Raw genomic sequence first — 23,100 nt, forward strand, 5'->3', positions numbered from 1 at the left:
TTTCAATTGTTATCTTGACTCTAAATGTCATCTTATAATACGTCCCGATATAACTTGAGTTAATGAATCAAGTAAATGTTTCGTTGCCCGGAAAGGCGCCGGATCTTGGGTCCGTGCCGTGCCGTGGTCATGCCTAGACAGGGGACTGGTTATATGAAGTACCGGAATTATCGGCTTGCGCTGATGGGCTGCACGGCGATCGCCGCACTTTTGCTCGGTGCTGCGGCTGAAGCGCAGGAGGCAGGCAATGCCTCGGCGGGTTCGACTCTGGAGACGATCGTGGTGAAAACGACCACGAAGACGGCTCGCCAGAAACTTCAAAATGCAGCGACCGATACACCGCTTGCTTCCCAAACAAGCGGTGACACTCTTCGCAAGAAAGACATCGGCAGTATTCAGGATCTTGGACGTACGACCGAGCCGGGCGTCGATTGGGTCAAGAACGAAGGTGGTCTGTTTATCCGTGGTCTTGGCGGCGCTCGCGTGACGACGCTGATCGACGGCATTCCGATTCCCTTCTTGAGCAACGATGCCCGCAGCGGCGCCGGCCCGACCAGCACGACCAATGCGCAGGGCGGCGGTGACAGTTTTGATTTCTCATCGCTATCCTCGCTCGACGTGCTGCGCGGCGCGGATTCCAGCCGCGTCGGCCCAGGCGCTTTGGCCGGTGCGCTGGTTTTGCGCACGCTGGAGCCGGAAGACCTGATCCCCGCCGGCCGGAACTGGGGCGGCATCGCCAAGACGACCTTCGACAGCGCGGACCGGAGCTTTGGCGGCTCGGTTGCTGTTGCCAAGCGCATCGGCGATACCTCCGTGCTGTTTCAGGGCGGCTACAAGAAGGGGCATGAGCGCGATAACAACGGAGATGCCGGAGGTATCGGCGCTGTCCGCACCAAGGCCAACCCGGCGGATTACGATCAGAACAACCTGTTGTTCAAGCTCAAGCGCGATCTGGCGGGTGGCCACAGCATCGGCTTTACCGCCGAGCGCTTCGACCGTGACGTCGACACCGATCTCAAAACCCTTCAGGGCGCGACGTCGGGCTCCTCGCGCGTTTACAAGACGGGTAATTACTGGGGGCAGGACGATACCAGGCGCGAACGGATTTCGGCGAATTACGCCTACGAATCCGAAAGCACCGACAGCTTCATCAACTCTGCCAACCTGACCCTTTATCTGCAACGCCTGACGAAAAATGCCGGTTCCAGCGGTGAGCGTGTGGGCACGGTTGCGGGTCCGTGGCTGCGCGATAATGAGTTGCAGGAGCGTTCGATCGGCGTTTCGGGTGCGGTTCGCTCCTCAACCTTCGAGACCGGCGCACTCAAGCACGAGATCACCCTTGGCGGCGATCTATCCTTCTTCCGATCGACCTCGTTCCTGACCGGCATCGATGCGTGCACGTTGGGCACGGCCAGCCCGATTGCCCAGCTTTATTCGTGCCCGGCCCTTCATTCGAACCAGTCCGACATGCCGGATGTGAACGGCACGCGCCTCGGCCTTTATGTGGAAGACCACATTGCCTTCGGCAACAGCGGCTTCGCCCTGACGCCAGGTGTCCGCTTTGACTGGTACGACTACAATACGAAGGCCTCTGCCGGTTACACATCCAATTCGGGTTACGGTTCCTTTGGCCTGCCGGACGGCTCCGATGGCAACCGCTTCTCGCCGAAGCTTCTGGCAACCTACGATCTCAACCCCGGCATCCAGTTGTTTGCGCAATGGTCCATGGCCTATCGCGCGCCGACCGTCAGTGAACTTTACCTGAACTTCGCCAATCCGGCGCAGGGCTATGCCGTTATCGGCAATGCGGATTTGAAGCCGGAAACGGCGAACGGCTTCGAAATCGGCGCCAATCTCGGCGATGAGGATTTCGGCGGCAAGGTGACGCTGTTCCATAACCGGTATCGCAACTTCATCGATACGGAAACGACGGTCAGCGCAGGTTTCCCTTTCGGCGTCACGCAGAACTTCAACCGCGACAAGGTTGAAATTTCCGGCGTCGAGTTCAATGCACACAAGAAATTCGACAGCGGCTTCAATGTTCATGCGGGCCTTGCCTATGCCTATGGCAAGGATACCGGCTCGGACGAATATCTCCGCTCGGTTGCGCCCTTCAAGAGCGTGGTCGGCGTCGGCTATGAGCAGGCAAGCTGGGGGACCGACTTCTCGATGATTGCTTCGGCCGGCATGCGGGACGACGGTAATGCCTCGACCTTCGATGCACCCGGTTACGGCATCTTCGATCTGACCGCATGGTGGGAACCGGAGCAGATCAAGGGCCTTCGCGTCCAGGGTGGCGTCTACAACGTCTTCGACAAGACCTATTACAACGCAATCGCCCTCAGAAACGTGAACATGAGCTCGGTTCCGAGTGACACCAACTCCGCCCAGTTCCAGGAGTATTTCTCCGAGCCGGGTCGCACGTTCAAGATTTCGTTGACGAAGAAGTTCTAAGCGATCCACTTCTTGTCATCGATGAGGGTGGCCCTTCGGGGCCGCCCTTTTTGCGTTTACCGACAGTAGCGAAACCCGCCGCGCCGCTTGAGGACATCGAGATGCAGATGATCCTGATGGGTGGCGTCGCTGCCGGGGGAGAGAACGGTGGTGAAGTAGAGGCAGGCTGCGGTGGCGACACTGCGCTGGAACGCGCCGTCCATGTCACCGTCTTCCCCGCGCGGTTTCATCGGTAGCGAAACCCCGTTCGAAAAAGCGATGGCGGAAATGTCGATGGCATTTCCCCGCGCATGTTCGGAAACCTTGCCGGTGTCCGCGCTGTTGCGGTTGCGGCAGATATAGGAGGAAGCGTTGGCGAGCGTCTTGACCTGCCGATCCGGAAAAGCGCGTCTGGCGGCCGGCAGGACGACATCGCGTGTCCATTCGGCCATGCCAAGGGCCGCCGCGCAACGCAGAACGGCGGGCGGTTCGACCTGCACGCCCGGCACCGGCGCCGAGAGTTCCACGGGCTGCTCGATGCCACAGGCGCCGGCATCCTCCTTCGATGCGACAGTCTTGAAGGTGGCGCCGCTCTCGGTCAGTGCCTTCAGGCAGGCGGCCAGTTCGGCGGGGTCCTCCGGCGCAGGCCTGTCCGCCTCGTCATCCTTGCCGGAAACGGACGGCGCGGTCTCGGCCGCCGCGGCTTCCGCCTGCGGCTTCGGTTCCGGAACCGGTGGTGCATCCTTGGCGGGTTTGGCCGGCGGTACGGGGCCGACGGGCGGTGGCGCGGCCGAAGTGAAAAGAACAATCGCGGCAAGGGCGAAGACGGCTTTGAACATGGCTTGATCCCTCTTGTCGTCAGAGGGGAACGTCGGGCGACGGGATCGGTTGCCTCGTGCGCATTTGGTCGAGGCCCGGGCAATTGCCGCTTGCGCTCAGGAAAAACCCGCGCTAACAATTTTGCCCATGAGAAACCTGTCTGTGAACATTGCGAACTGGTGGTGGGTCTGCGCGAAGCGGCCTTGACCAGTCATGTCCATGGACGAGACACCAAGCCGCCCGAACTTCAGGCGGCTTTTTTCGTATCCAGCCGTCTGCTTCAAGGGCTGAGAGACGACGGAGAGACGAGCAGCATGGTTACGGTGATTGAAAGCGACGGCGCGGAAGCCTACGAGACGCGCGGCGGCATCAAGGTTCGGCGCAAGCGTCGCGAAGTGGCTTACGAGGGCGCTGTCGACGGTTACGTGGCGAGACTGGACGAGCGCCGGGGCGCCGTCTTTTCGTCCAACTATGAATATCCAGGTCGCTACACGCGCTGGGATACCGCAATCATCGATCCGCCGCTCGGCATTTTCTGCTTCGGCCGTTCCGTCTGGATCGAAGCCTATAACGAGCGCGGCGAAGTGCTCTTGTCCTTCGTTTCCGAAAAGCTGAAAACGGTCGAGGACATCGTTCTGGGTGCTGTCATGAAGCGCCGCATCGACCTGACCGTCAGCGAGCCCGACCGGGTTTTCACCGAGGAAGAACGTTCGCGTATTCCGACTGTCTTCTCCGTGTTGCGCGCCATCGTCGATCTCTTCTATTCCCAGGAAGATGCGGCCATCGGCCTGTTCGGCGCCTTCGGCTACGATCTCGCCTTCCAGTTCGACGCCATCAAGCTGAAGCTCGAGCGGCCTGAGGGCCAGCGCGACATGGTGCTTTATCTGCCGGACGAGATCCTCGTGGTGGATCATTATTCCGCCCGCGCCTGGGTGGATGCCTATGATTTCGAGAAGGGTGGCCTGACGACTGCCGGCAAGAGCGCCGACATCGCCGCCGATCCCTTCCGCAAGACGGATACGATCCCGCCGCGCGGTGATCATCACCCTGGCGAATATTCCGAACTTGTCGTCAAGGCGAAGGAAAGCTTCCGCCGCGGTGACCTGTTCGAAGTGGTGCCCGGCCAGAAGTTCATGGAGCGGTGCGACAGCCAGCCGTCGGATATCTCCCGTCGCCTCAAGGCCATCAACCCGTCGCCCTATTCCTTCTTCATCAATCTCGGCGATCAGGAATATCTGATCGGCGCTTCGCCGGAAATGTTCGTGCGTGTTTCGGGCCGTCGCATCGAGACGTGCCCGATCTCGGGCACCATCAAGCGCGGCGACGATCCGATTGCCGATTCCGAACAGATCCTGAAGCTCCTGAACTCGAAGAAGGACGAGTCCGAACTCACCATGTGTTCGGACGTGGACCGCAACGACAAGAGCCGTGTGTGCGAACCGGGTTCGGTGAAGGTCATCGGTCGCCGCCAGATCGAGATGTATTCGCGTCTCATCCACACGGTCGACCACATTGAAGGCCGCCTGCGCGATGGCATGGATGCCTTCGACGGCTTCCTCTCCCACGCCTGGGCCGTGACCGTGACCGGCGCGCCGAAACTGTGGGCCATGCGCTTCATCGAAAACCATGAGAAGAGCCCGCGCGCCTGGTATGGCGGCGCCATCGGCATGGTCGGCTTCAACGGCGACATGAATACAGGCCTGACGCTGCGCACCATTCGCGTCAAGGACGGCATTGCCGAGGTGCGTGCCGGTGCGACGCTGCTCAACGACAGTAATCCGCAGGAAGAAGAAGCCGAAACCGAACTGAAGGCCTCCGCCATGCTGGCCGCCATCCGTGGCGCCAAGAGCGGCGACAATGCCGCTGGCCGTGGCGGCGTGAACCGGGTGGGGCAGGGCGTCAAGATTCTGCTCGTGGACCACGAAGACAGCTTCGTGCACACACTGGCCAATTATTTCCGCCAGACCGGCGCGATCGTGACGACGGTGCGCACACCGGTGGCCGAAGAGGTATTCGACCGGCTCGATCCCGATCTCGTCGTGCTTTCGCCCGGACCGGGCAGCCCGACCGATTTCGACTGCAAAGCCACCATCAAGAAGGCGCGCGCCCGCAACCTGCCGATCTTCGGCGTCTGCCTCGGGCTTCAGGCGCTGGCGGAAGCCTATGGCAGCCAGCTTCGCCAGCTTGCGGTGCCGATGCACGGCAAGCCCTCGCGTATCCGTGTTCTGGAACCGGGCCTCGTCTTCGCCGGTCTCGGCAAGGAAGTGACGGTCGGCCGCTACCACTCGATCTTCGCCGATCCCTCGACGCTCGACCGCGATTTCATCATCACGGCCGAAAGCGAGGACGGCACGATCATGGGCATCGAGCATGCCAGGGAACCGGTCGCGGCCGTGCAGTTCCACCCGGAATCGATCATGACGCTTGGCGGCGAGGCCGGCATGCGGATGATCGAAAACGTGGTGTCCAAGCTCTCGCGCAAGGCCAAGACCAAGGCGGCGTGAGACCTTCTGCCCCGACGATATCTGGCCCGGGAAACCGGGCCTTTTTCGTTGAAGATGGTTCCAGGTGATGCGCGCGCAAGGGGCCTTTTATTTGTTGAGAAAATCTTACCGGAATAGGCTTGCCGTTCTTGACCCCGAAACGCTTCGGGTGCATAGAAGCGCCCGTTGAAACCGCGCCACGGGGTACCCGTGAGCGCGGTTTCGCGTTGTTTACGCTGCATTTTTTGCAAATCATTCGCATCTGCAAAAGGAGAGAACGATGAGCGCGCATGGCGACCATACAGTCGAGCGTCTTGCCTTCTGGGGTATCCCGCTATCCTTCGGGGTGATGGGGCTGAAGCTCGTCGCCTGGTATGTGACGGGCTCCGTGGCGCTTTTGTCGGATGGTCTGGAATCGACCGTCAACGTCGTGGCCGCCTTCATCGCCTATTTCGTCATTCGCTATGCCAAGCGACCGCCGGACGAGGATCACCAGTTCGGCCATTACAAGGCGGAATATATCTCGGCGGTTCTCGAGGGCGTGCTGATTGTCGTCGCGGCCCTGCTCATCATTCAGGAGGCGGTTGGCGCGCTGCGCGCTCCACAACTTCTCGAAGCGCCGGTGTTGGGCCTTGCCATCAATGCTGCAGCCGGCGTCATCAACGCTGTCTGGGCGACGATCCTGATCCGCGTTGGCAAGACGCATCGTTCGGTGGCGCTGACGGCGGACGGGCATCACATCATGTCGGATGTGGTGACATCGGCGGGTGTCTTCGTCGGTCTGGTCGGTGCGGTGGCAACGGGTTACGCGATCCTCGACCCCGTGCTGGCCATTCTGGTCGCGCTGAACATTCTCTATCAGGGCTGGAAGGTGATTTCCCACTCCGTCAGCGGATTGATGGACCGGGCCATCGAACCGGAGGAGGAGGAAGCGCTGAAGAAGGCGATTGCCGACAATGCGATGGGTTCGCTCGGTGCGCACGGGCTGAAATCCCGTCGGGCGGGTCCGGCCGCCTTCATCGATTTCGATCTTGTCGTTCCCGCGGCGATGACGGTTGGCGAGGCGCACCGCATATGCGACCGTCTGGAAGATGCGATCGGCAAGGTGGTTGCCGGCGCGGTGACGAATATCCATGTCGAGCCTGAAAGCGAAAAAGCGCATGGTGTGCGCATCGCGGTGGAGAGGAAAGCAAAATGAGCCATACCGATGTTTCCGGGCTGACCCAGCTCGGTGCGAAAACGGATATGCCGGCAAGCCCGGAAGCGGCGGTGCTGGAAAAGGTGCCGGCGACCAACAGCGACATGAACTTCGTGGTGCGCTTCACCGCGCCGGAATTCACCTCGCTCTGCCCGATGACCGGCCAGCCGGATTTCGCCCACATCGTTATCGACTATATTCCCGATGGCTGGCTGGTCGAATCGAAGGCGTTGAAGCTGTTCCTCACCTCATTCCGCAATCACGGTGCGTTTCATGAGGATTGCACGCTCTATATCGCGCGGCGGCTGATGGAGTTGCTGAACCCGAAATGGTTGCGCATCGGCGCCTACTGGTATCCGCGCGGCGGCATACCCATCGATGTGTTCTGGCAATCCGGCGAACCGCCCAAGGGCGTGTGGCTGCCGGAACAAGGCGTGCCGACCTATCGCGGGCGGGGTTGAGAAAGCCAAGAAAAAGGCGGGGTTGGGCCCCGCCTTTTATGTTTCGATTCAGGTTCAGGCGAAGCTGTCGCCGCCGTCGAAGTCGTCTGCGCCGTCATCGAAATCGGCCTGCTGGACATCGTTGTTGCTGAGGCCGGTGTCGGCCGTTTCGCGGCCCGGATCGCTTCCGTAATAATTGTTCACCACGGTTTCCTCGATCACCTCCGTTCCCGGCAAGCTCGCCGAGCCGAAGGGCGAGCCGATGCCCGACAGGCCGGAATGGCCGCTGAACAGGCCGGAAATCGAGTTGGCGAGCAGCATGCCGCCGGCAACACCGGCAGCGGTGCCGAGCGCGCCGCGCAGAAAACCGCCGGAGCCTGACGCCGGCTGCGGCTGGCTGCCACCCCACGGGCCGCCATAGGCTTGCGGCGCAGGAGCCTGCTGCGGCGCATAGCTGCTGCGGGCGGCGCGGGACCAAGGTCCGATCGGCGCGGGTTCGCTGGCCGGGGCAGGGGCCGAACCGAAGATGGAGCCAAGAAAGCCGCCGGAGGAAGCCGTTTGCTGCTGTGACCCGCCGCGCTCAAGGCTTTCGATCTGTGCTTCCAGCGCCTGCATGCGCTCGGCGGCAGCGGCCAGGGCCTTTTCCTGCACGATGACGGCCTGGGCGAGATAATAGGCGGCGGCGGGTTGTTCGCGCGTCGCCTGCTCGACCAGCGCCTCCGCCTCACGGTCGCGGGGACCGGTTGCGGCCGTGCGGGTGCGGGCGAAAAGATCGTTCAGAAGCTGGCGTTCTTCCGGTGACATGGCGTTCTCCTTCATCGTCACGGTTGCCGCGATCGAACAAGGAGGTAGAAACGGAATAAGGCATTTCCAAGCGTGGCGCGGGTTACATTTTGGTAAGGGAAGCCGCCCGTCAGACGCCGACCACGTCCTCGATGGGCGGGGCGCTGTCGAGGCCCGGAGCGCGCTTCCAGTGGTACAGCGCGTCGGGTTCCTTGTCGTTGCTCTCCGGATTTTCCGTGGTGCGGATCAGGTCGAAGCCGTGAGCCTCGTAGAAACGGCTGGCACCGCAGTTCTGCTGGAAGGTCCACAGTTGCAGTTCGCCGGATTGTGCCTGGCAATGGCGCAGCAACATGCTGCCGACGCCCCGGCTCTGGAATTCCGGCAACACATAAAGGTGATCGAGCCAGATGCCGCGCACGGCCGCAAAGCCGATGACACGGCCATTATCAATGGCGCCCCACAGCGCACATTGCGGAAATACGGTTTCGCGGAAGAAAAGGCGATCCTCATCGCGCGCATTGACGCCGGAAAGCCAAGGCAGGCGTTGACCGAAGGATTGCCTGTAGACATCGGCCACCGCGTCCACATCATCGCCCGTCAGGCGCCGGATTGCGACTATGCCAGTCATCGTACCTCTTTCGAATGTCTCCGTTTCCGTGACTTTCCGTGAACCCCGTGCCCAAACAGCTTGTCTTTTTCCCGCATTGTTTTACGACAGGACGACGCTTTGTTCGTTCGGCCGACGGCACCGGGACTCGGATGGCTCGAACGAAAGTATAACACCAAAACGGAGACATGCCTATGAGCGACAACGAAGACGAGAAGACGACCGAACTGCCGCTGGGCAAGGAGGCGGAAGCCAACCTCTTCAAGTCACGCTCTATTTTCATCTATGGTGGCATTACGCAGGAACTGGCCCACAAGGTGTGCGCACAGCTCGTGGCGCTGGCGGCTGCCAGTGACGACGATATCCGCATCTTCGTGAATTCGCCGGGTGGCCATGTCGAATCGGGCGATTCGATTCACGACATGATCAAGTTCATCAAGCCCAAGGTCTGGATCATCGGTACGGGCTGGGTCGCCTCTGCCGGCGCACTGATCTATGTCTCGGTTCCGAAGGAACGCCGTCTCGCGCTTCCGAACACGCGCTTCCTGCTGCACCAACCGTCCGGTGGCACGCGCGGCATGGTCTCGGACATCGAGATCCAGGCCCGCGAGATCATCAAGATGAACGAGCGCCTGAACAAGATCTTCGCAGCCGCCACCGGCCAGCCGGTTGAAAAGATCGCCAAGGATACCGATCGCGATTACTGGCTGTCCGTGGAGGACGCCGTGGAATACGGTCTGGTCTCCAAGGTCATCACCTCGCAGTCGGAAATCGGCTGATCCGACGATTGATGAAGCGCCGCGTTGCAAGACGCGGCGCTTTTTTCGTTTCTGAAGGCCCGTTGCGCCGGGCATACTTGCCCTCGCATCCTTTTCAAACGGTATTGCCATGTTTCGAGATTTTTCCGGCCAATCCTTTTTCATGGGCGTGCTGACGGCGTTCGTTGGCTTCGTCAGTTCCTTCGCCGTCGTGCTTCAGGGACTGAAGGGTGTCGGGGCCACCGATATCGAAGCGGCCTCGGGCCTGATGGCGCTGTCCATCGCCATGGGGCTTTGCGCCATCGTTCTGTCCGCCGTGACCAGAATGCCGGTTTCCATCGCGTGGTCGACACCGGGGGCTGCGCTTCTGGCGACCACCGGCGTAGTGGAAGGCGGGTTCAACGCCGCCGTCGGCGCGTTTCTCATCTGCGCCGCGCTTATCGTTGTCGCCGGGCTTTTCAAACCGCTTGGCCGGGCTGTGAGCGCCATTCCCGCATCGCTTGCCAATGCGATGCTTGCGGGTGTGCTGTTGTCGCTCTGCCTTGCGCCGGTCAAGGCTGTCGGTTTCAACCCGATGCTCGGCCTGCCCATTGTCGTCGCGTGGATCGTGGTCGGGGCCTTCAAGCGGCTGTGGGCCGTGCCGGCGGCCCTTGGCGCTTTTGTGCTGGTGCTGCTGTTCGGCATCGACGTGCCGGAGGGTGCGTGGAGCAATGTTGTGGCGTCTGCCCTGCCGCCGGTGGAAATCGTCACGCCGGTGTTCAATCTTCAGGCGGTCGTTTCCATCGCCCTGCCGCTCTTTCTCGTGACCATGGCCTCACAGAACATTCCGGGCATTGCCGTGCTGCGGGTCAATCATTACGAGCCCGCCGCCGGTTCGCTCTTTGCCGTCACCGGCCTGTTTTCCATTCTGTCCGCTCCCTTCGGCGGCCATGCGGTGAACCTTGCGGCCATCACGGCGGCGATGTGCGCGGGTGAGGATTCCCATCCCGATCCGAAGCGACGCTACTGGGCGGCCATCATTTCCGGTTTCGGCTATGTCGTCATCGGCCTGCTGGCCGGCGCGGTCACGGCTTTTGTGGCGCTGGCGCCGCCCATTCTCATACAGGCGGTGGCGGGACTGGCGCTGGTCGGAGCGTTTTCGGGTTCCGCGCTCTCGGCCTTCAAGGAGCCCAAGGATCGCGAGGCGGCAGCGATCACCTTTCTGGTCACGGCTTCCGGCATTGCGTTTGGCGGCGTTTCCGGCGCGTTCTGGGGCCTTCTGGCCGGAGGGCTTATGCTGGGCCTGTCGCATTTCGTGCAAACGCTGAAAAATTGACCGGGCGCTTGCAATTTTCGAGGGCGTGGGTATAAGGAGCACCATGGTTAGCAAGAGCTTCAATACGAACGGGGAAATTGTGCGCGGTGCAGACGCCGCGTTCGTGCCGTTCCGTGCTCTTGGCGCTCTTCTTCTCCTTAGCCTTACTCGCGGTTGCCGGGTCCGTTGAGGAGCGCCCGGCGGCCGTCAAGCCCGCCGGTTGAAAAGCTCCTCGCCAGAACACCCCATCGACAGTATTCCGAACCAAAACGGTTCGCTTCGCACCACCAGAGCCCCCGAGAACGACCGGGCCGGTAGCGGAGAGCACGAGGAGAAAGACCATGAACGCATTCACCCAGAACACGGGCGCCCAGAGCAAGGGCATGCCGGATGCTTCGGCGAAGTATCGCGCCTATCCGCAGATCAACATTCCCGACCGCACCTGGCCGTCCAAGACCATCACCAAGGCGCCGATCTGGTGCTCGGTGGACCTGCGTGATGGCAACCAGTCGCTGGTCAACCCGATGGGCCACGACCGCAAGGCCCGCATGTTCAAGCTGCTGCTGGATATGGGCTTCAAGGAAATCGAGATCGGCTTCCCCTCCGCGTCGCAGACCGACTTCGACTTTGCCCGCTGGTGCGTGGAGCAGGGCAATGTGCCGGACGACGTTTCGCTGCAGGTGCTGGTTCAGTGCCGCCCGGAACTGATTACGCGCACCTTTGAATCGCTGGAAGGCGCCAACCGCCCGATCATTCACTTCTACAACTCCACCTCCGAGCTGCAGCGCCGTGTGGTGTTCGGCAAGGACGTCGCGGGCGTGAAGCAGATCGCCGTCGATGCCGCCAAGATGATCACCGACATGGCCGCCAAGGCCGGCGGCGGCTACCGCTTCGAATATTCGCCGGAAAGCTTCACCGGCACCGAACTGGAAGTGGCGCTCGAAGTGTCCAACGCTGTGATCGAGGTCATCAAGCCGACCCCGGACAACAAGCTGATCCTGAACCTGCCGGCTACCGTCGAAATGGCCTCGCCGAACGTCTATGCCGACATGATCGAATGGATGTGCCGCAACATCGACAACCGCGAAAACGTGCTGATCTCGCTGCATCCGCATAACGACCGCGGCACGGGCGTCGCCGCCACGGAACTGGGCCTGATGGCCGGTGCCGATCGCGTTGAAGGCACGCTGTTCGGCAATGGCGAGCGTACGGGCAATGTCGACGTGGTGACGCTGGCGCTGAACATGTACACGCAGGGCGTCGATCCGGAACTGGATTGCACCGATGTCGAGCGCATCAAGGATGTGTTCGAATATTCGAACGAAATGCGCGTGCCCGAGCGTCATCCTTACGTCGGTGAACTGGTCTACACGGCTTTCTCCGGCTCGCACCAGGATGCCATCAACAAGGGTATGAAGGCGATCAAGAAGTCGAATACCGGCATGTGGGAAGTGCCCTACCTGCCCATCGACCCGCAGGATGTCGGACGCACCTATGAGGCGATCATCCGCATCAACTCGCAGTCGGGCAAGGGCGGCATCGCCTATATCATGCAGGAGGATTACGGCATCAACCTGCCGCGCAACCTGCAGGTGGAATTCCGCGAGGAAATCCAGCGCATTACCGACGAGGAAGGCGTGGAACTGCCCTCGAAGCGTATCTACGACCACTTCATGGATTTCTACGTTGCCCAGCCGAAGGGTCGCCTGAAATTCGTCGATCATCACACCTATCCGGCAACCGATGCCAAGGGTGTGCGGATTGTCGAGGCCGAGATTACCGACAAGGGTGAGACGAAGAAGATCGAAGGCCGAGGCAATGGCCCCATCGACGGTTTCGTCAATGCGCTGTCGAACTATATCGGCATTGAACTGTCGGTGGTGGAATATGCCGAGCATTCGCTGAAGCAGGGTTCGAACGCGCAGGCTATCGCTTATGTCGAGATCGCGCATCCCGGCGGCAAGCTGTTCGGCGTCGGCGTCAACGAAAACATCGTGACGGCCTCGCTGGCGGCGGTCGTCTCGGCCGCGAACCACGTTCTGGAGCGTCAGGGCAAGTAACCCCGGCCTTCAATGTTTGAGAAAGGCGGCGTTCCGGAAGGGACGCCGCCATTTTCGTCCCTCTTGATCGCAGCGCCCGGCACGCCTAGAATATTTCCAGCCGAAGCGTGATCGCTTCGGCATCGAACAATGCGGTAAAAACAAAAAGATAGAGCATTTCCGGTGATCCCGTGATCACCGGAAATGCTCCAGATCAGACCCGTTGCACACCAGCCAGATAACAGGAGCCGACCGACATGGATTTCAACCCCGCAGCCTTCGCCGTGATGATGCCGCAACGGGATGTTTTCCATGCCTGCCTCGATAGTGCTTTCTCAAATTACCTGGTCCACGCCTGACGGACGGACGCTCCTCGATCACCTCGATTTTCGCTTTGCCGCGGAACGAACCGGCCTGATTGGCCGCAACGGTGTGGGCAAGACCACGCTTTTCAACATCATCGCCGGATTGACTGCACCAGCGTCGGGCTCAGTCGTTATAACGGGTTCCATCGGTCTTTTGCGGCAGGATCTTATCCCGCAAGCGGGGGAGACGGTGGCCGATCTTTTCGGCGCCCGTCCGGCTCTGGCGCTGCTTGATACCGCCGAGGCGGGGGCGGCGACGATCGAACAACTGGCGGACATCGACTGGACCTTGAGGGAGCGGCTGACCGGCACGCTCGATCGCTTCGGGCTTGGCTGGGCGCTCGACGCGCGGCTTTCGACGCTTTCCGGCGGCCAGAGAACCCGCGCGGCACTGGCCGCGCTCACCTTCAACAAGCCCGATTTCCTGCTTCTCGATGAACCCACCAACAATCTCGATGAGGAGGGGCGGCGGCTGGTGATCGATCTGTTGGCCGGCTGGCGTGGCGGCGCCATTGTCATCAGCCATGACCGTGCGTTGCTTGCCGAAGTGGATGCCATTGTCGAACTGACGACGCTCGGGGCAACCCGCTATGGCGGCAACTGGAGCCATTACAGGGCCTGCCGGGCGCTGGAGCTTTCGGCGGCAACGCATGATCTGGCCATCGCGCAACGCCAGATGGATGAACTGGCGCGCGCGACGCAGGCCACCGCCGAGCGTCAGGCCCGTCGTGACGGTGCCGGCCGGCGTAAACGGGCCAAGGGCGATGCTCCCCGCATTCTGCTGGATGCCAAGAAGGACCGAAGCGAAGCGACCGGCGGCGCACATGCCCGGCTGGCCGAGGCGCGTCATGGGCAGGCGACGGAGGCATTGTCTGCGGCCCGCAAGCGGGTGGAAGTGCTGCAACCGCTATCCATGCAAATTGCTTCAACCAACCTGCTGCCGGGCCGTGTCGTGCTGAGGCTTGAAGGCGTCAGCGCCGGGTATGCCGGGGGCTCGCCGGTGATTTCGGATATGTCGCTTGTCGTGACGGGACCGGAGCGTATTGCCATCACCGGCGCCAATGGTGCGGGCAAGACGACGCTTTTGTCGGTGATGAGCGGACGTCTTGTGCCATCGGCGGGCACGGTGCAGCGCCCGGTTGGCTTTGCCGTTCTCGATCAGTCGGTCAGCCTGCTCGATGGGGCTGCCACCATTCGCGATAATTTCCGGCGACTGAACCCGAACAGCGGCGAGGAGGCCGCACGGGCGGCCCTTGCCCGCTTCATGTTCCGCGCCGATGCCGCGATGCAGGTGGTGTCTTCACTTTCGGGCGGGCAGCGTTTGCGGGCAGGACTTGCCTGCACGCTTGGCGGCGATCATCCGCCGCCGCTGCTTTTTCTCGATGAGCCGACCAACCATCTGGACATTCAATCCATCGAGGCGCTGGAGGCCGCGCTTGCGCGTTATGATGGCGCGCTGATCGTCATCAGCCACGACCGCGCCTTTCTCGAGTCAATCGGTATCACGCGCGTGATCGCCCTTTAGCCGAGCAGGACGTGGCGCTGTTCGAGCTTGATGGTCATGGCGCGCGGATCGAGGCCGTAGCGGTCGCAGGCCAGTTTCCAGTGGTCGGGCGTGCCGGCGACGGAGATGAGGTTATAGGCCGCGCAGGGCTTATGGCTGCCGGGGCCCTGGGAGGCGGAGGCGATGCCGAGCACCGGTACCTTGCGGCCGTTCTTGAGATCCAGCCAGTGCAGTGTGTTGAGGTGGGTGTGGCCATGCAGCACGAGTTCCGCGCCGCCCAGCGAAAGGGCTGCGGCGAAGCGGCGGATGCCGAGCATGCGCTTGTACATGGTGGTGGCGCCGCGGATCGGCGGATGGTGGATCATGACAATGCGGCACAGCCCTTCCTCGCCGGCCTGCCGCAGCATGCTGACGAGATCGCGGGCCTGGCGCGGGCCGAAATAGCCGCTGGCGGAAAAGGGTGGCGTTGCGACGGCGGTGGAACAGCCGATGAGTGCAACCGGGCCTCGCTTGCGCATGTAAGGGAAAACGTGCGCCTCGTCGGCGCGGTTGGCGGCGGCGGCATCACCGCGCATATAGGGATACCAGGCGGTGGTCGAACGGCTGCCCGCGCCGCGCACATAGGCATCGTGATTGCCGGGAACGACCGATACGTCCACAGGCGGGCCGACCATGTCGAGCCATTCCGCCGCTTTGCGTATTTCCGTGCCGGTCGCAAGATTGACGAGATCGCCGGTTATGGCCAGATGATCGGGCGCGCGGCTTTCAATATCGGCCAGCAACAATTCCAGCGTGCCGCCGGCAAGATGCTTGCGCCGGTTGCGATGCCAGTTCACATATCCGGTGATGCGTTTCGATGCGAGTTCCCTCAATGTGAGGCGTGGCAGCGGACCGAGGTGCACATCGGAAATATGGGCGAGCGTGAACATGCACGAGCAATAGAGCCGGTGCGACGGGGGAGCAAGTGAAATGAGTGTCAACGGTGGCAGCAAAAGCGAACTTAAATTGCACCACAAACTTCTTATAGGTTTGATGCATCCGCTTTTCCTGCTCACGCGCGGCATGACGCTCGGCGTTCGTGCAGCCTGTTTCAACGAAAAAGGCGAGGTCTTTCTGGTGAAACACACCTATCTGCCGGGATGGTATCTGCCCGGTGGCGGGGTCGAACGGAATGAAACCGCGATACAGGCCGTGCTGAAGGAAATGCGGGAGGAAGGCAATCTTGAACCCGTGGCGCCGGTGGCCCTGTTTCATGTCTACTACAACAATCGCGTGAGCCGGCGTGACCACGTCCTGCTCTACCGTACGAAGGCGCAGCAGGTGGCGCCGCGTCCGCCGGATGGCGAAATTGCGGAATGCGGCTTTTTCCACCCCGACGCTCTACCCGAAGATGCAACGGATGCGACGCGCTTCCGCCTGGCAGAACTGGCGGGCACCCGTCCACCCGCCGATTTCTGGTGAGAATTTCATCGTTCGGTTTGCGCAATTTCAACCTTTGGGCGCTAAAACTGAGGCAGGAAAGAAGTTTGGTGCCGTTGGGGGTGGTTCCGGACGGTGACTATGGACCGCGCGATTCTTGAATGAAAAAGAGAATACGACTTAGCCAGGTGCGCATCGGGATGTTTGTGGAGGAACTGGAGAGCACCACGCGTGCACTTCGGACAGGCCCTTTTCTTGTAGAGACGGCTGCCGATGTCGAACGGGTTCTGCAAAGCTCTGCCCTGAGCGCGGTGATCAATACCGAACGCGGCGTGGATACCAGCGACGGGGTGTCGATCTGGTCGGCCGACCAGCGAGGGCTGGAGGCATCACTGCTGGCGAGATTTACGCGCGAAGAGATCCGCGAGGCGCGGCAATCGGTGGAAAGCACGATGCCGCATGTGCGCAGCCTGATGGGCGAAGCACGCATGAACGGCGTGTTTGCCGTCGATTCCGCCAACGCCGCCGTCGAACAGATCATGGCGGGTGCAACCCGCAACCCGGGTGCGCTTCTGGGCATTCTGCGGCTCAAGAAGGCAGACCAGACCACCTTCCTGCATTCGCTTGCCGTCAGCGCCTTGATGATTGCGTTCGGACGCAGGCTTGGCCTTTCCGAAAATGAGCTTCAGCTTCTGGGGTTTGGCGGACTGGTGCACGATCTCGGCAAGATGTTGATGCCCAAGGAGGTGCTGGGCAAGGCCGGCAAGCTGACCGCGCAGGAAGTGGCCATCATGCATCAGCATCCGCAGCGTGGTCATGACCTTCTCCGCCAGATTGAGGGCATCGATCCCGTCGTGCTAGATATCTGTCTCTATCACCATGAGCGTTATGATGGTGCGGGCTATCCCTCAGGACTGGCGGGTGAGGATATTCCCTATGCCGCCCGTCTGGCTGCGATCTGCGACGTCTACGAGGCGATGACAACCATCCGGCCCTACAAGAAGGCCTGGTCCCAGGCGGACACGATCGAGATGATGATGCGGGCAAGCGGCCATTTCGATCCGGCATTGCTGCGCAGTTTTGTGTCCACAATGATCCTGACGGGGGAGATTCTCTAGGATCGGTGGTGTGACCGTACCCCATGGCTTTTTATTTTTGCTCTGGACACACCGGGAAAATCTGTTACCCATGCACAACACCTCCAGACGGAAGAGTTCCTGATGACCGAAATGCGGACCCTGCGACGACGCTGATGCTCCTGACGTCCTTTGCGGCGAAGCATCATCCATGTCCTGTCTGCCTTTCATATTCGGTCATTCCATGCAGAAGCACGAACTCGTCTACCTCACCGAGGATGCGTCGCACGACGCCGTTATCGAACTCATCAACGATGAAGCCTTCGGACCCGCGCGGTTCACCAAGGCCGCCCAGCGCATTCGCGAGCAGGGTCCGCACGACCGTTCTCTCTCCTATGTCTGCGCCGATGATGGTGAAACCATCGCCTCGGTGCGGATGACGCCGGTGCTGGCCGGTTCCGTCAAGGGACACATGCTGGGACCGCTGGCGGTGCGCCCTTCGCACAAGAGCATGGGCATTGGCCGGGAGCTTGTTCGCATTGCCATTGAGGCCGCGCGCCGCAAGGGGTCCGAAGCGGTCATCCTCATCGGCGATCCACCCTATTACATGCCGCTCGGCTTCGAAAAGGTTGCCTATGGCGCGCTGGATTTTCCGGGGCCGGTTGATCCCGGTCGGGTTCTGGTCGTGCCGTTGGCAAACGATGTGCATCCGCGTCTGAAGGGCGTCATTGCCTGGGATGCCCACGCCTGAGGCGAGTACAGTTCCTGTTTTCTGTCGACGGCGCTTTCGGGCGCCGTTTTGCATTTCTCCCGGTATTGTTGCGTTGCAGTATGAATTGACGTCTTTCAATTCTGCAGATGTCAATTTTGCTCTATTATTTATTGCCCTTCTTTGCGCAATGTTGAGGGATTTGCCATATAACACATGGTTAATCGTATCATATTCTTAAATATTTAGGCCCATCTTGCTTCCAGATTCAAATCCTGGGAGGGACGCATGCGTCTTTCGATTGCACGAATGCTTGTTGGAATGTCCGGCCTTATGGTGTCCGTCGCGGCGGGGCAGGGGCTGTTTACGGCCTATTCCCTGTCAAACGTGCAGGCGGGCATCAATGTCATTGTAGAGAATCGTGTCCCTTCGTTCATTCTGCTCGGGCAGATGAACACGGATCTGGGTTTGGTCCGCATTGCTCAGGGTGCGGTGCTGAACGGCACGGCAGAGCAAAGACCGCAATTTTCCGAACAGCTTGGCGCAGCGGTCAAGGCAGTCGAGACGACAATAGTGAAGTATGAGCCGCTGTTGGTCGACCAGATAGACAAGGACATCTTCGCCAGCTTCAAGACAAAGTGGAACGACAGCCAGGCCAAATGGAGCGATGTCGATGCCCTGCTGACCCGTGGTAATATCGATGAAGCCCGGGGCCTGTTCTATGGCACAAGCCTTGAAGCCTATGACGCTGCGCGCAAGTCCATTCAGGACGGCGTGGACGATATGGCCGGAGACACGCAGAACGAGGGTGTGGAAACGCACGGTCACGCCACGTTCGCGACAGTCGGCAATTACATCGCACTGACGCTGGCCCTTGTCATTGGTCTGGCGACGGCGTTTTTCGGAGCGCTGTATATCGCGCGCCCGCTGGTAAAGATTACCGATGCGATGCGGCGGTTGACGGAAGGTGACACATCGGTCGACGTGCAGGGTGCCGGTCGTCGGGACGAAGTGGGCGATATGGTGAAGGCACTGGAGGTGTTTCGTGGCGCTGCCATCGCCAACAAGCGGCTGGAGGCCGAAGCCGCCGAAAGCCGCCGCAAGGCCGAAGCCGACCGGAATGCCGCACAGCAGCAAGCCGAAGAGGCTGCCGCCGAACGCCTGCGGATCGCGACCTCGGGTCTCGCAACCGGCCTTCAGCGTCTGGCCTCCGGCGATCTCAACTTCCAGCTTACGGATGCGTTCTCACCGGAATTCGAAGCACTGCGCCATGACTTCAACACTTCGGTAAAGCAGCTTGAATCCACGCTCTCCAGCATTGCGGAAAGCATCCTTACCATCGATAACGGCAGCCGCGAGATTGCCGATGGCGCCGACGATCTTTCGCGGCGCACCGAGCAGCAGGCGTCATCGCTGGAGCAGACGGCCGCCGCCGTCGATGAGATTACCTCGAACGTCGCCAACTCATCCAAGCGCACGGAAGAGGCCCGCGCCGTGGCCGCCGCCGCCAATCGTTCGGCTCTGGAATCGGCCGAGGTCGTGACGCATGCCGAGGATGCCATGCGCAAGATCGAGCATGGTTCGGAGCAGATTTCCAACATCATCGGCGTCATCGACGAGATCGCCTTCCAGACCAACCTTCTGGCGCTGAATGCGGGTGTCGAGGCCGCCCGTGCCGGCGAGGCGGGCAAGGGCTTTGCCGTGGTGGCGCAGGAAGTGCGGGAACTCGCCCAGCGTTCGGCCACCGCCGCCAAGGAAATCAAGGCGCTGATCCACAATTCCTCCAGCGAGGTTGAAGGCGGCGTGAAACTGGTGCGTGATGCCGGCGTGGCGCTGAAGACCATCGGCGGCTTCATCGTAGACATCAACGAGCACATGGAGGCGATCGCCGTTTCCGCCCGCGAACAGGCGACCGGGCTGAAGGAAGTCAACCAGGCTGTCAACGCGATGGACCAGACGACGCAGCAGAATGCGGCGATGGTGGAAGAGACGAATGCCGCCTCCAACACACTGTCGAGCGAAGTGTCGAAGCTGCGCGATCTGGTCAACCAGTTCCGTCTTGGTCAGGCGCAGGCCCATCCGTCGGCGGCTCTGAGGCAGGTGGCGCAGCAGATGGCGCGGCCAGCCGCCCAGCAGGCCCCCGCTCACGCCGCTTCCGCGCCCAGGCGTGCGGCGGCCGCTGGTGGCGCCAACAATGCGTGGGAAGAGTTTTAAGCCTCGAAGCGCTTGGCGAGCCAAGTGATGCAATGCCCGCTGTCGAAGGCAGGCGAGGCGCCGGAAACATCGTAACCGGCCTTGCGGTAAAGCCGCAGCGCGTCCGGGTTCATGGTATCGATCATCGCGCCGAGGCAACCGCGTCGGCGCGCTTCTTCTTCCGCCAGAATGAGCAGGCGGCGGGCAAGTCCTTGACCACGCAACGCTTCCGGCACGAAGAGCAGGGCGACGAACAGCCAGCCGCGCGCCGTGTGGCCCATCAGTCCGCCGGTGACGGTACCGTCATCATCGCGAAGAAGGATGTTCAGGTCGCGCTTGTTGCTCTCGCCGAACTGCGCGATGTTCCAGTTACGGATCGCGCCGCCGATGAAAGCTTCGGCCGCGTTATCGGCCTCTTCGGAAATGGTCAGGGAAATGGGGTCGGTCATCGCCTGTTTCCGGCTTGCGGTTGCGGGCTGTTCAGCCATCGAGGCGGCGCGTCAGCCAGATGAGGTCGTGTCCGCCCGCAAGCCCCTCGATCCTGCCGGCTATCGTGAATCCGTAGCGCAGGTAAAGCGCCAGCGCCTCAGGGCTCATCGTATCGATCTGCAGGCCTACGCAGCCTCGGGCGCGGGCCTCGTCCTCGGCCATCTGCAACATGCGGGTGGCGAGGCCCTTGCCGCGCTGTTCCTCCGGCACGAAGAGCAGCTTGATGAACAGCCAGCCGCGCGCCGTTTCGCCCATCAACCCGCCCACGACCTTGCCATCGTCATCGCGCAGCGCAATCTGCAGTGCCTTGTAACCTGACGGGCCGAAGCGGTCGATATTATAGGCGCGGAGCGCGTCATAGACCGCCTTTTCGGCATCCTTGTCGGCTTCGGGCAGAAGGTCGATCATCGTCATCGACCCTCGCGCCACCAGGTTGCGGAAATCGCCAGCAGCAGCACGGCAAGCCCCAGGAACCCGGCAAAAAGCGGCAGCGTATCGATGCCCTTCAGCACGGTTTCACCGGTCATGCGGATCGAGAGCCGACCGGGATCGCTGACGCGGACTTCGCCATTGACCGGCAGGATGGAGGGCAGGGTCACGCCATCGCCGGAGGCCGAGGCGATGCGGGTGACGAGGCCGTGGGTCTTGTCCGCATAGGGTTTCAGCGTTTCGGTGGTCGAGGCCATGGCCTTGAATTCCGGCGCATCGACCGCGCCGGCATGGACGAGCGTCTTCAAGTCGCCGCTGGTGATCTCGTAGAGGCCGGTTTCCTCCATGCGCTTTTCCGCGCGGTAGAGACCGGGCGCTGCCGGCGTCAGCGGCAGGCTTTCGGTGCGGCCCGAGGGATATTTTACCGTTGCCGGGCCGGGGTCGGCGCCGATGGTCTGGCGCAGCACGGTCAGCGAACGGCCCGATGCGCGGGCGGTGAGCGCTTCCTCTTCCAGTTCCGGCTGCTTCATCAGCCAGTGGGCGATGCGGCGATAGAGCGCCACATGCGGACCACCGCCTTCGAAGCCGCGTGCCCACAGCCAGCCCTGATCGGACAGAAGCATGGCGACGCGGCCTTCGCCCTGACGGTTCAGCACCAGCAGCGGCTTGTTGTCGTTGGCGACCATCACCGTCTGGCCGCGCGGGGTGCCGACCTCGACGGTGCGGAACCAGCGACCCCAGTGCGGTGGTTCGACGGCGGCACCCTCCAGCCCGCGCGTGACCGGATGTTTCTGCCCGGCTTCCGACAGGCGCGGATAGAAAGGGGCCTCGTTCATGCGGCCGGTGGGGGCGGCGGGCAGGACGGCCGAAAGGGGGGTGAGCGCAATCGAGGCTTCGCTGGCATGTTCGGGGCCAGCGGCGATCAGCAGCGCGCCGCCCTTTTCGACATATTGGGCGATGTAATCGTAATAGAGGATCGGCAGCACGTTGCGGTGCTGGTAGCGGTCGAAGATGATGAGGTCGAAATCCTCGATCTTTTCCACGAACAGCTCACGCGTCGGGAAGGCGATCAGCGACAGTTCGTTGATCGGGGTGCCATCCTGCTTTTCCGGTGGGCGCAGAATGGTGAAGTGGACGAGATCGACCGAAGCGTCGGATTTCAGCAGGTTGCGCCAGGCACGTTCGCCGGAATGCGGTTCGCCGGAGACCAGAAGGACGCGCAGGTTCTGGCGAATGCCCTCGATGACGTGGACGGCGCGGTTATTGGCGGCGGTGATTTCGCCGGGACGCTCCGCCACCGAAAATTCCAGCACATTGGCGCCGCCGCGCGGCACCTTGAAGCGATAGGAAACTTCCGCGCCCGGAATGGCGCGCAGCGGCGGTTGCGCCTCGCCATTGATGCGCACGGCGATCTCGGCATCCGGTGCGCTCGTTGATTGCTGGCCATCGTCAAAGACGCGAAGGGTGATTTCCTGCTCCTCGCCGACAATGCCGAAGCGGGGGCCGCGAATGATCTCGATGCGGCGGTCGAATTCGTCTGCCTTGCCCGTGATGAGACCGTGGATGGGGGCGTTGAAGCCGAGATTGGCATCCGGTCCCGGCAGATCGTGGATCTGGCCGTCGGTCAGGAAGATCGCCGCGCCCACGCGGGCCGATGGCACATCGGCAATCGCATCCGAAAGGGCGGAAAACAGCCGTGTGGAGGGCGTGTCCGTGTCGGGGTCGTCCTTCGCCTCGACAATGCGGGTTTCGATGCGCGGGAACGCCTTGAACCGGTCGATGAGGCCCGCAAGGGCGGCATCCGTGCGGGTGGTACGGTCTGTCGCCGTCTGGCTGGCGGAACGATCGACCACGATGGGAACGACGGTGGACAGCGGCTCGCGCTGTTCGTCCACCAGCAGCGGATTGGCAATGGCGCCAAGCAGTGCGGCGAGCGCCAGCGCGCGCAAGGCGCTGCCGCGCATGCCGCGCCAGAAGCCGAGCGCAGCGAGAACGAGCGCGGCGACGCCAAGCGCGGCAATCAGGGGCCAGGGCAGGAGAGGCGAGAAGGTGAGCGCCATGA

20 protein-coding genes are annotated in these 23,100 nt (G+C 61.8%); 12 read left to right on the forward strand and 8 right to left on the reverse strand.

Going from position 1 to position 23,100, the window contains the following annotated elements:
- Positions 1 to 153: 153 nt before the first annotated feature.
- Entirely contained in the window at positions 154 to 2,454 is a 2,301-nt protein-coding gene (locus tag GGQ66_RS16195; RefSeq protein WP_183793779.1) for a TonB-dependent hemoglobin/transferrin/lactoferrin family receptor, read from the forward strand.
- 56 nt (positions 2,455 to 2,510) lie between these two features.
- Here the strand turns inward: GGQ66_RS16195 and GGQ66_RS16200 are convergent, their stop codons facing one another.
- A complete protein-coding gene (locus GGQ66_RS16200; protein WP_183793780.1) occupies positions 2,511 to 3,272 on the reverse strand; it encodes an extensin-like domain-containing protein in 762 nt (253 codons plus the stop codon).
- Positions 3,273 to 3,566: 294 nt separating this feature from the next.
- Between GGQ66_RS16200 and GGQ66_RS16205 the strand changes: the two genes are divergently transcribed.
- From GGQ66_RS16205 to queF, 3 genes are all read left to right on the forward strand, one after another.
- Positions 3,567 to 5,756: an anthranilate synthase gene (locus tag GGQ66_RS16205; RefSeq protein ID WP_183793781.1), complete on the forward strand. Its 2,190-nt coding sequence runs from the start codon at positions 3,567 to 3,569 to the stop codon at positions 5,754 to 5,756.
- Between the two features lie 259 nt (positions 5,757 to 6,015).
- Complete coding sequence (locus GGQ66_RS16210) at positions 6,016 to 6,933, forward strand: cation diffusion facilitator family transporter (protein ID WP_183793782.1); 918 nt, start codon at positions 6,016 to 6,018, stop codon at positions 6,931 to 6,933.
- Positions 6,930 to 7,394 carry a preQ(1) synthase gene (gene queF, locus GGQ66_RS16215; RefSeq protein ID WP_183793783.1) on the forward strand — a complete coding sequence of 155 codons (465 nt, stop codon included), beginning with the start codon at positions 6,930 to 6,932 and terminating at the stop codon, positions 7,392 to 7,394. Before GGQ66_RS16210 ends, queF begins: the two co-directional genes overlap by 4 nt.
- Before the next feature lie 54 nt (positions 7,395 to 7,448).
- Here the strand turns inward: queF and GGQ66_RS16220 are convergent, their stop codons facing one another.
- Together GGQ66_RS16220 and GGQ66_RS16225 are read right to left on the reverse strand one after the other, a co-directional pair.
- The gene (locus tag GGQ66_RS16220) at positions 7,449 to 8,177 is read right to left on the reverse strand and encodes a DUF2076 domain-containing protein (RefSeq protein WP_183793784.1); all 729 of its coding nucleotides are present in this window, start codon (positions 8,175 to 8,177) and stop codon (positions 7,449 to 7,451) included.
- A 109-nt stretch (positions 8,178 to 8,286) separates the two neighbouring features.
- Entirely contained in the window at positions 8,287 to 8,784 is a 498-nt protein-coding gene (locus GGQ66_RS16225; RefSeq protein WP_183793785.1) for a GNAT family N-acetyltransferase, read from the reverse strand.
- A gap of 167 nt (positions 8,785 to 8,951) precedes the next feature.
- On the opposite strand from GGQ66_RS16225, the gene GGQ66_RS16230 reads away from it, so the two are divergent.
- The 3 genes from GGQ66_RS16230 to leuA all read left to right on the forward strand — a co-directional run bounded on the left by GGQ66_RS16230 (position 8,952) and on the right by leuA (position 12,875).
- Complete coding sequence (locus GGQ66_RS16230; protein WP_370686367.1) at positions 8,952 to 9,542, forward strand: ATP-dependent Clp protease proteolytic subunit; 591 nt, start codon at positions 8,952 to 8,954, stop codon at positions 9,540 to 9,542.
- Positions 9,543 to 9,651: 109 nt separating this feature from the next.
- On the forward strand, positions 9,652 to 10,836 hold the full coding sequence (locus GGQ66_RS16235; RefSeq protein ID WP_183793787.1) for a benzoate/H(+) symporter BenE family transporter: 1,185 nt from the start codon (positions 9,652 to 9,654) through the stop codon (positions 10,834 to 10,836).
- 320 nt (positions 10,837 to 11,156) lie between these two features.
- On the forward strand, positions 11,157 to 12,875 hold the full coding sequence (gene leuA, locus GGQ66_RS16240; protein ID WP_183793788.1) for a 2-isopropylmalate synthase: 1,719 nt from the start codon (positions 11,157 to 11,159) through the stop codon (positions 12,873 to 12,875).
- On the opposite strand, the gene GGQ66_RS16245 is transcribed toward leuA, so the two are convergent.
- Positions 12,863 to 13,168, reverse strand: a complete 306-nt coding sequence (locus GGQ66_RS16245; RefSeq protein WP_183793789.1) for a hypothetical protein — start codon at positions 13,166 to 13,168, stop codon at positions 12,863 to 12,865. The two genes, leuA and GGQ66_RS16245, sit on opposite strands and share 13 nt — an antisense overlap.
- Here GGQ66_RS16245 and GGQ66_RS16250 point away from each other — a divergent pair.
- Entirely contained in the window at positions 13,167 to 14,744 is a 1,578-nt protein-coding gene (locus tag GGQ66_RS16250; RefSeq protein WP_183793790.1) for an ABC-F family ATP-binding cassette domain-containing protein, read from the forward strand. The two genes, GGQ66_RS16245 and GGQ66_RS16250, sit on opposite strands and share 2 nt — an antisense overlap.
- On the opposite strand, the gene GGQ66_RS16255 is transcribed toward GGQ66_RS16250, so the two are convergent.
- Positions 14,741 to 15,652 carry a metallophosphoesterase family protein gene (locus GGQ66_RS16255; protein WP_183793791.1) on the reverse strand — a complete coding sequence of 304 codons (912 nt, stop codon included), beginning with the start codon at positions 15,650 to 15,652 and terminating at the stop codon, positions 14,741 to 14,743. The two genes, GGQ66_RS16250 and GGQ66_RS16255, sit on opposite strands and share 4 nt — an antisense overlap.
- A gap of 40 nt (positions 15,653 to 15,692) precedes the next feature.
- Here GGQ66_RS16255 and GGQ66_RS16260 point away from each other — a divergent pair, with 40 nt between their 5' ends.
- The 4 genes from GGQ66_RS16260 (at position 15,693) to GGQ66_RS16275 (ending at position 20,141) form a co-directional block, all read left to right on the forward strand.
- Positions 15,693 to 16,184 carry an NUDIX domain-containing protein gene (locus GGQ66_RS16260; protein WP_183793792.1) on the forward strand — a complete coding sequence of 164 codons (492 nt, stop codon included), beginning with the start codon at positions 15,693 to 15,695 and terminating at the stop codon, positions 16,182 to 16,184.
- A gap of 119 nt (positions 16,185 to 16,303) precedes the next feature.
- Positions 16,304 to 17,260 carry an HD-GYP domain-containing protein gene (locus tag GGQ66_RS16265; RefSeq protein ID WP_183793793.1) on the forward strand — a complete coding sequence of 319 codons (957 nt, stop codon included), beginning with the start codon at positions 16,304 to 16,306 and terminating at the stop codon, positions 17,258 to 17,260.
- Positions 17,261 to 17,462: 202 nt separating this feature from the next.
- Complete coding sequence (locus tag GGQ66_RS16270; RefSeq protein WP_183793794.1) at positions 17,463 to 17,969, forward strand: GNAT family N-acetyltransferase; 507 nt, start codon at positions 17,463 to 17,465, stop codon at positions 17,967 to 17,969.
- A 246-nt stretch (positions 17,970 to 18,215) separates the two neighbouring features.
- Positions 18,216 to 20,141: a methyl-accepting chemotaxis protein gene (locus GGQ66_RS16275; protein WP_183793795.1), complete on the forward strand. Its 1,926-nt coding sequence runs from the start codon at positions 18,216 to 18,218 to the stop codon at positions 20,139 to 20,141.
- Here the strand turns inward: GGQ66_RS16275 and GGQ66_RS16280 are convergent.
- Genes GGQ66_RS16280 through GGQ66_RS16290 form a run of 3 tightly spaced genes read right to left on the reverse strand, consistent with a single transcriptional unit; the run spans position 20,138 to position 23,098 of the window.
- Entirely contained in the window at positions 20,138 to 20,569 is a 432-nt protein-coding gene (locus tag GGQ66_RS16280; protein ID WP_210287294.1) for a GNAT family N-acetyltransferase, read from the reverse strand. The genes GGQ66_RS16275 and GGQ66_RS16280 overlap by 4 nt on opposite strands.
- Before the next feature lie 31 nt (positions 20,570 to 20,600).
- The gene (locus tag GGQ66_RS16285; RefSeq protein WP_183793796.1) at positions 20,601 to 21,023 is read right to left on the reverse strand and encodes a GNAT family N-acetyltransferase; all 423 of its coding nucleotides are present in this window, start codon (positions 21,021 to 21,023) and stop codon (positions 20,601 to 20,603) included.
- Entirely contained in the window at positions 21,020 to 23,098 is a 2,079-nt protein-coding gene (locus GGQ66_RS16290) for a hypothetical protein (protein WP_183793797.1), read from the reverse strand. The genes GGQ66_RS16285 and GGQ66_RS16290 overlap by 4 nt, the downstream gene beginning before the upstream one ends.
- Between the last annotated feature and the right edge of the window lie 2 nt (positions 23,099 to 23,100).

This window comes from Allorhizobium borbori, from assembly GCF_014196535.1.
In the GTDB taxonomy this organism is placed as follows: Bacteria; Pseudomonadota; Alphaproteobacteria; order Rhizobiales; family Rhizobiaceae; genus Ectorhizobium; species Ectorhizobium borbori.

What these genes read in the sequence shown, in the direction of transcription:
- GGQ66_RS16230 (WP_370686367.1), top strand. Translation starts at nt 8,952, where the DNA reads ATGCCTATGAGCGACAACGAAGACGAGAAGACGACCGAACTGCCGCTG.
- GGQ66_RS16255 (WP_183793791.1), bottom strand. Translation starts at nt 15,652, where the DNA reads ATGTTCACGCTCGCCCATATTTCCGATGTGCACCTCGGTCCGCTGCCA.
- GGQ66_RS16290 (WP_183793797.1), bottom strand. Translation starts at nt 23,098, where the DNA reads ATGGCGCTCACCTTCTCGCCTCTCCTGCCCTGGCCCCTGATTGCCGCG.
- GGQ66_RS16210 (WP_183793782.1), top strand. Translation starts at nt 6,016, where the DNA reads ATGAGCGCGCATGGCGACCATACAGTCGAGCGTCTTGCCTTCTGGGGT.
- queF (WP_183793783.1), top strand. Translation starts at nt 6,930, where the DNA reads ATGAGCCATACCGATGTTTCCGGGCTGACCCAGCTCGGTGCGAAAACG.
- leuA (WP_183793788.1), top strand. Translation starts at nt 11,157, where the DNA reads ATGAACGCATTCACCCAGAACACGGGCGCCCAGAGCAAGGGCATGCCG.
- GGQ66_RS16275 (WP_183793795.1), top strand. Translation starts at nt 18,216, where the DNA reads ATGCGTCTTTCGATTGCACGAATGCTTGTTGGAATGTCCGGCCTTATG.
- GGQ66_RS16220 (WP_183793784.1), bottom strand. Translation starts at nt 8,177, where the DNA reads ATGTCACCGGAAGAACGCCAGCTTCTGAACGATCTTTTCGCCCGCACC.
- GGQ66_RS16265 (WP_183793793.1), top strand. Translation starts at nt 16,304, where the DNA reads ATGAAAAAGAGAATACGACTTAGCCAGGTGCGCATCGGGATGTTTGTG.
- GGQ66_RS16285 (WP_183793796.1), bottom strand. Translation starts at nt 21,023, where the DNA reads ATGACGATGATCGACCTTCTGCCCGAAGCCGACAAGGATGCCGAAAAG.
- GGQ66_RS16195 (WP_183793779.1), top strand. Translation starts at nt 154, where the DNA reads ATGAAGTACCGGAATTATCGGCTTGCGCTGATGGGCTGCACGGCGATC.
- GGQ66_RS16235 (WP_183793787.1), top strand. Translation starts at nt 9,652, where the DNA reads ATGTTTCGAGATTTTTCCGGCCAATCCTTTTTCATGGGCGTGCTGACG.
- GGQ66_RS16250 (WP_183793790.1), top strand. Translation starts at nt 13,167, where the DNA reads ATGCCTGCCTCGATAGTGCTTTCTCAAATTACCTGGTCCACGCCTGAC.
- GGQ66_RS16280 (WP_210287294.1), bottom strand. Translation starts at nt 20,569, where the DNA reads ATGACCGACCCCATTTCCCTGACCATTTCCGAAGAGGCCGATAACGCG.
- GGQ66_RS16270 (WP_183793794.1), top strand. Translation starts at nt 17,463, where the DNA reads ATGCAGAAGCACGAACTCGTCTACCTCACCGAGGATGCGTCGCACGAC.
- GGQ66_RS16245 (WP_183793789.1), bottom strand. Translation starts at nt 13,168, where the DNA reads ATGGAAAACATCCCGTTGCGGCATCATCACGGCGAAGGCTGCGGGGTT.
- GGQ66_RS16205 (WP_183793781.1), top strand. Translation starts at nt 3,567, where the DNA reads ATGGTTACGGTGATTGAAAGCGACGGCGCGGAAGCCTACGAGACGCGC.
- GGQ66_RS16260 (WP_183793792.1), top strand. Translation starts at nt 15,693, where the DNA reads ATGAGTGTCAACGGTGGCAGCAAAAGCGAACTTAAATTGCACCACAAA.
- GGQ66_RS16225 (WP_183793785.1), bottom strand. Translation starts at nt 8,784, where the DNA reads ATGACTGGCATAGTCGCAATCCGGCGCCTGACGGGCGATGATGTGGAC.
- GGQ66_RS16200 (WP_183793780.1), bottom strand. Translation starts at nt 3,272, where the DNA reads ATGTTCAAAGCCGTCTTCGCCCTTGCCGCGATTGTTCTTTTCACTTCG.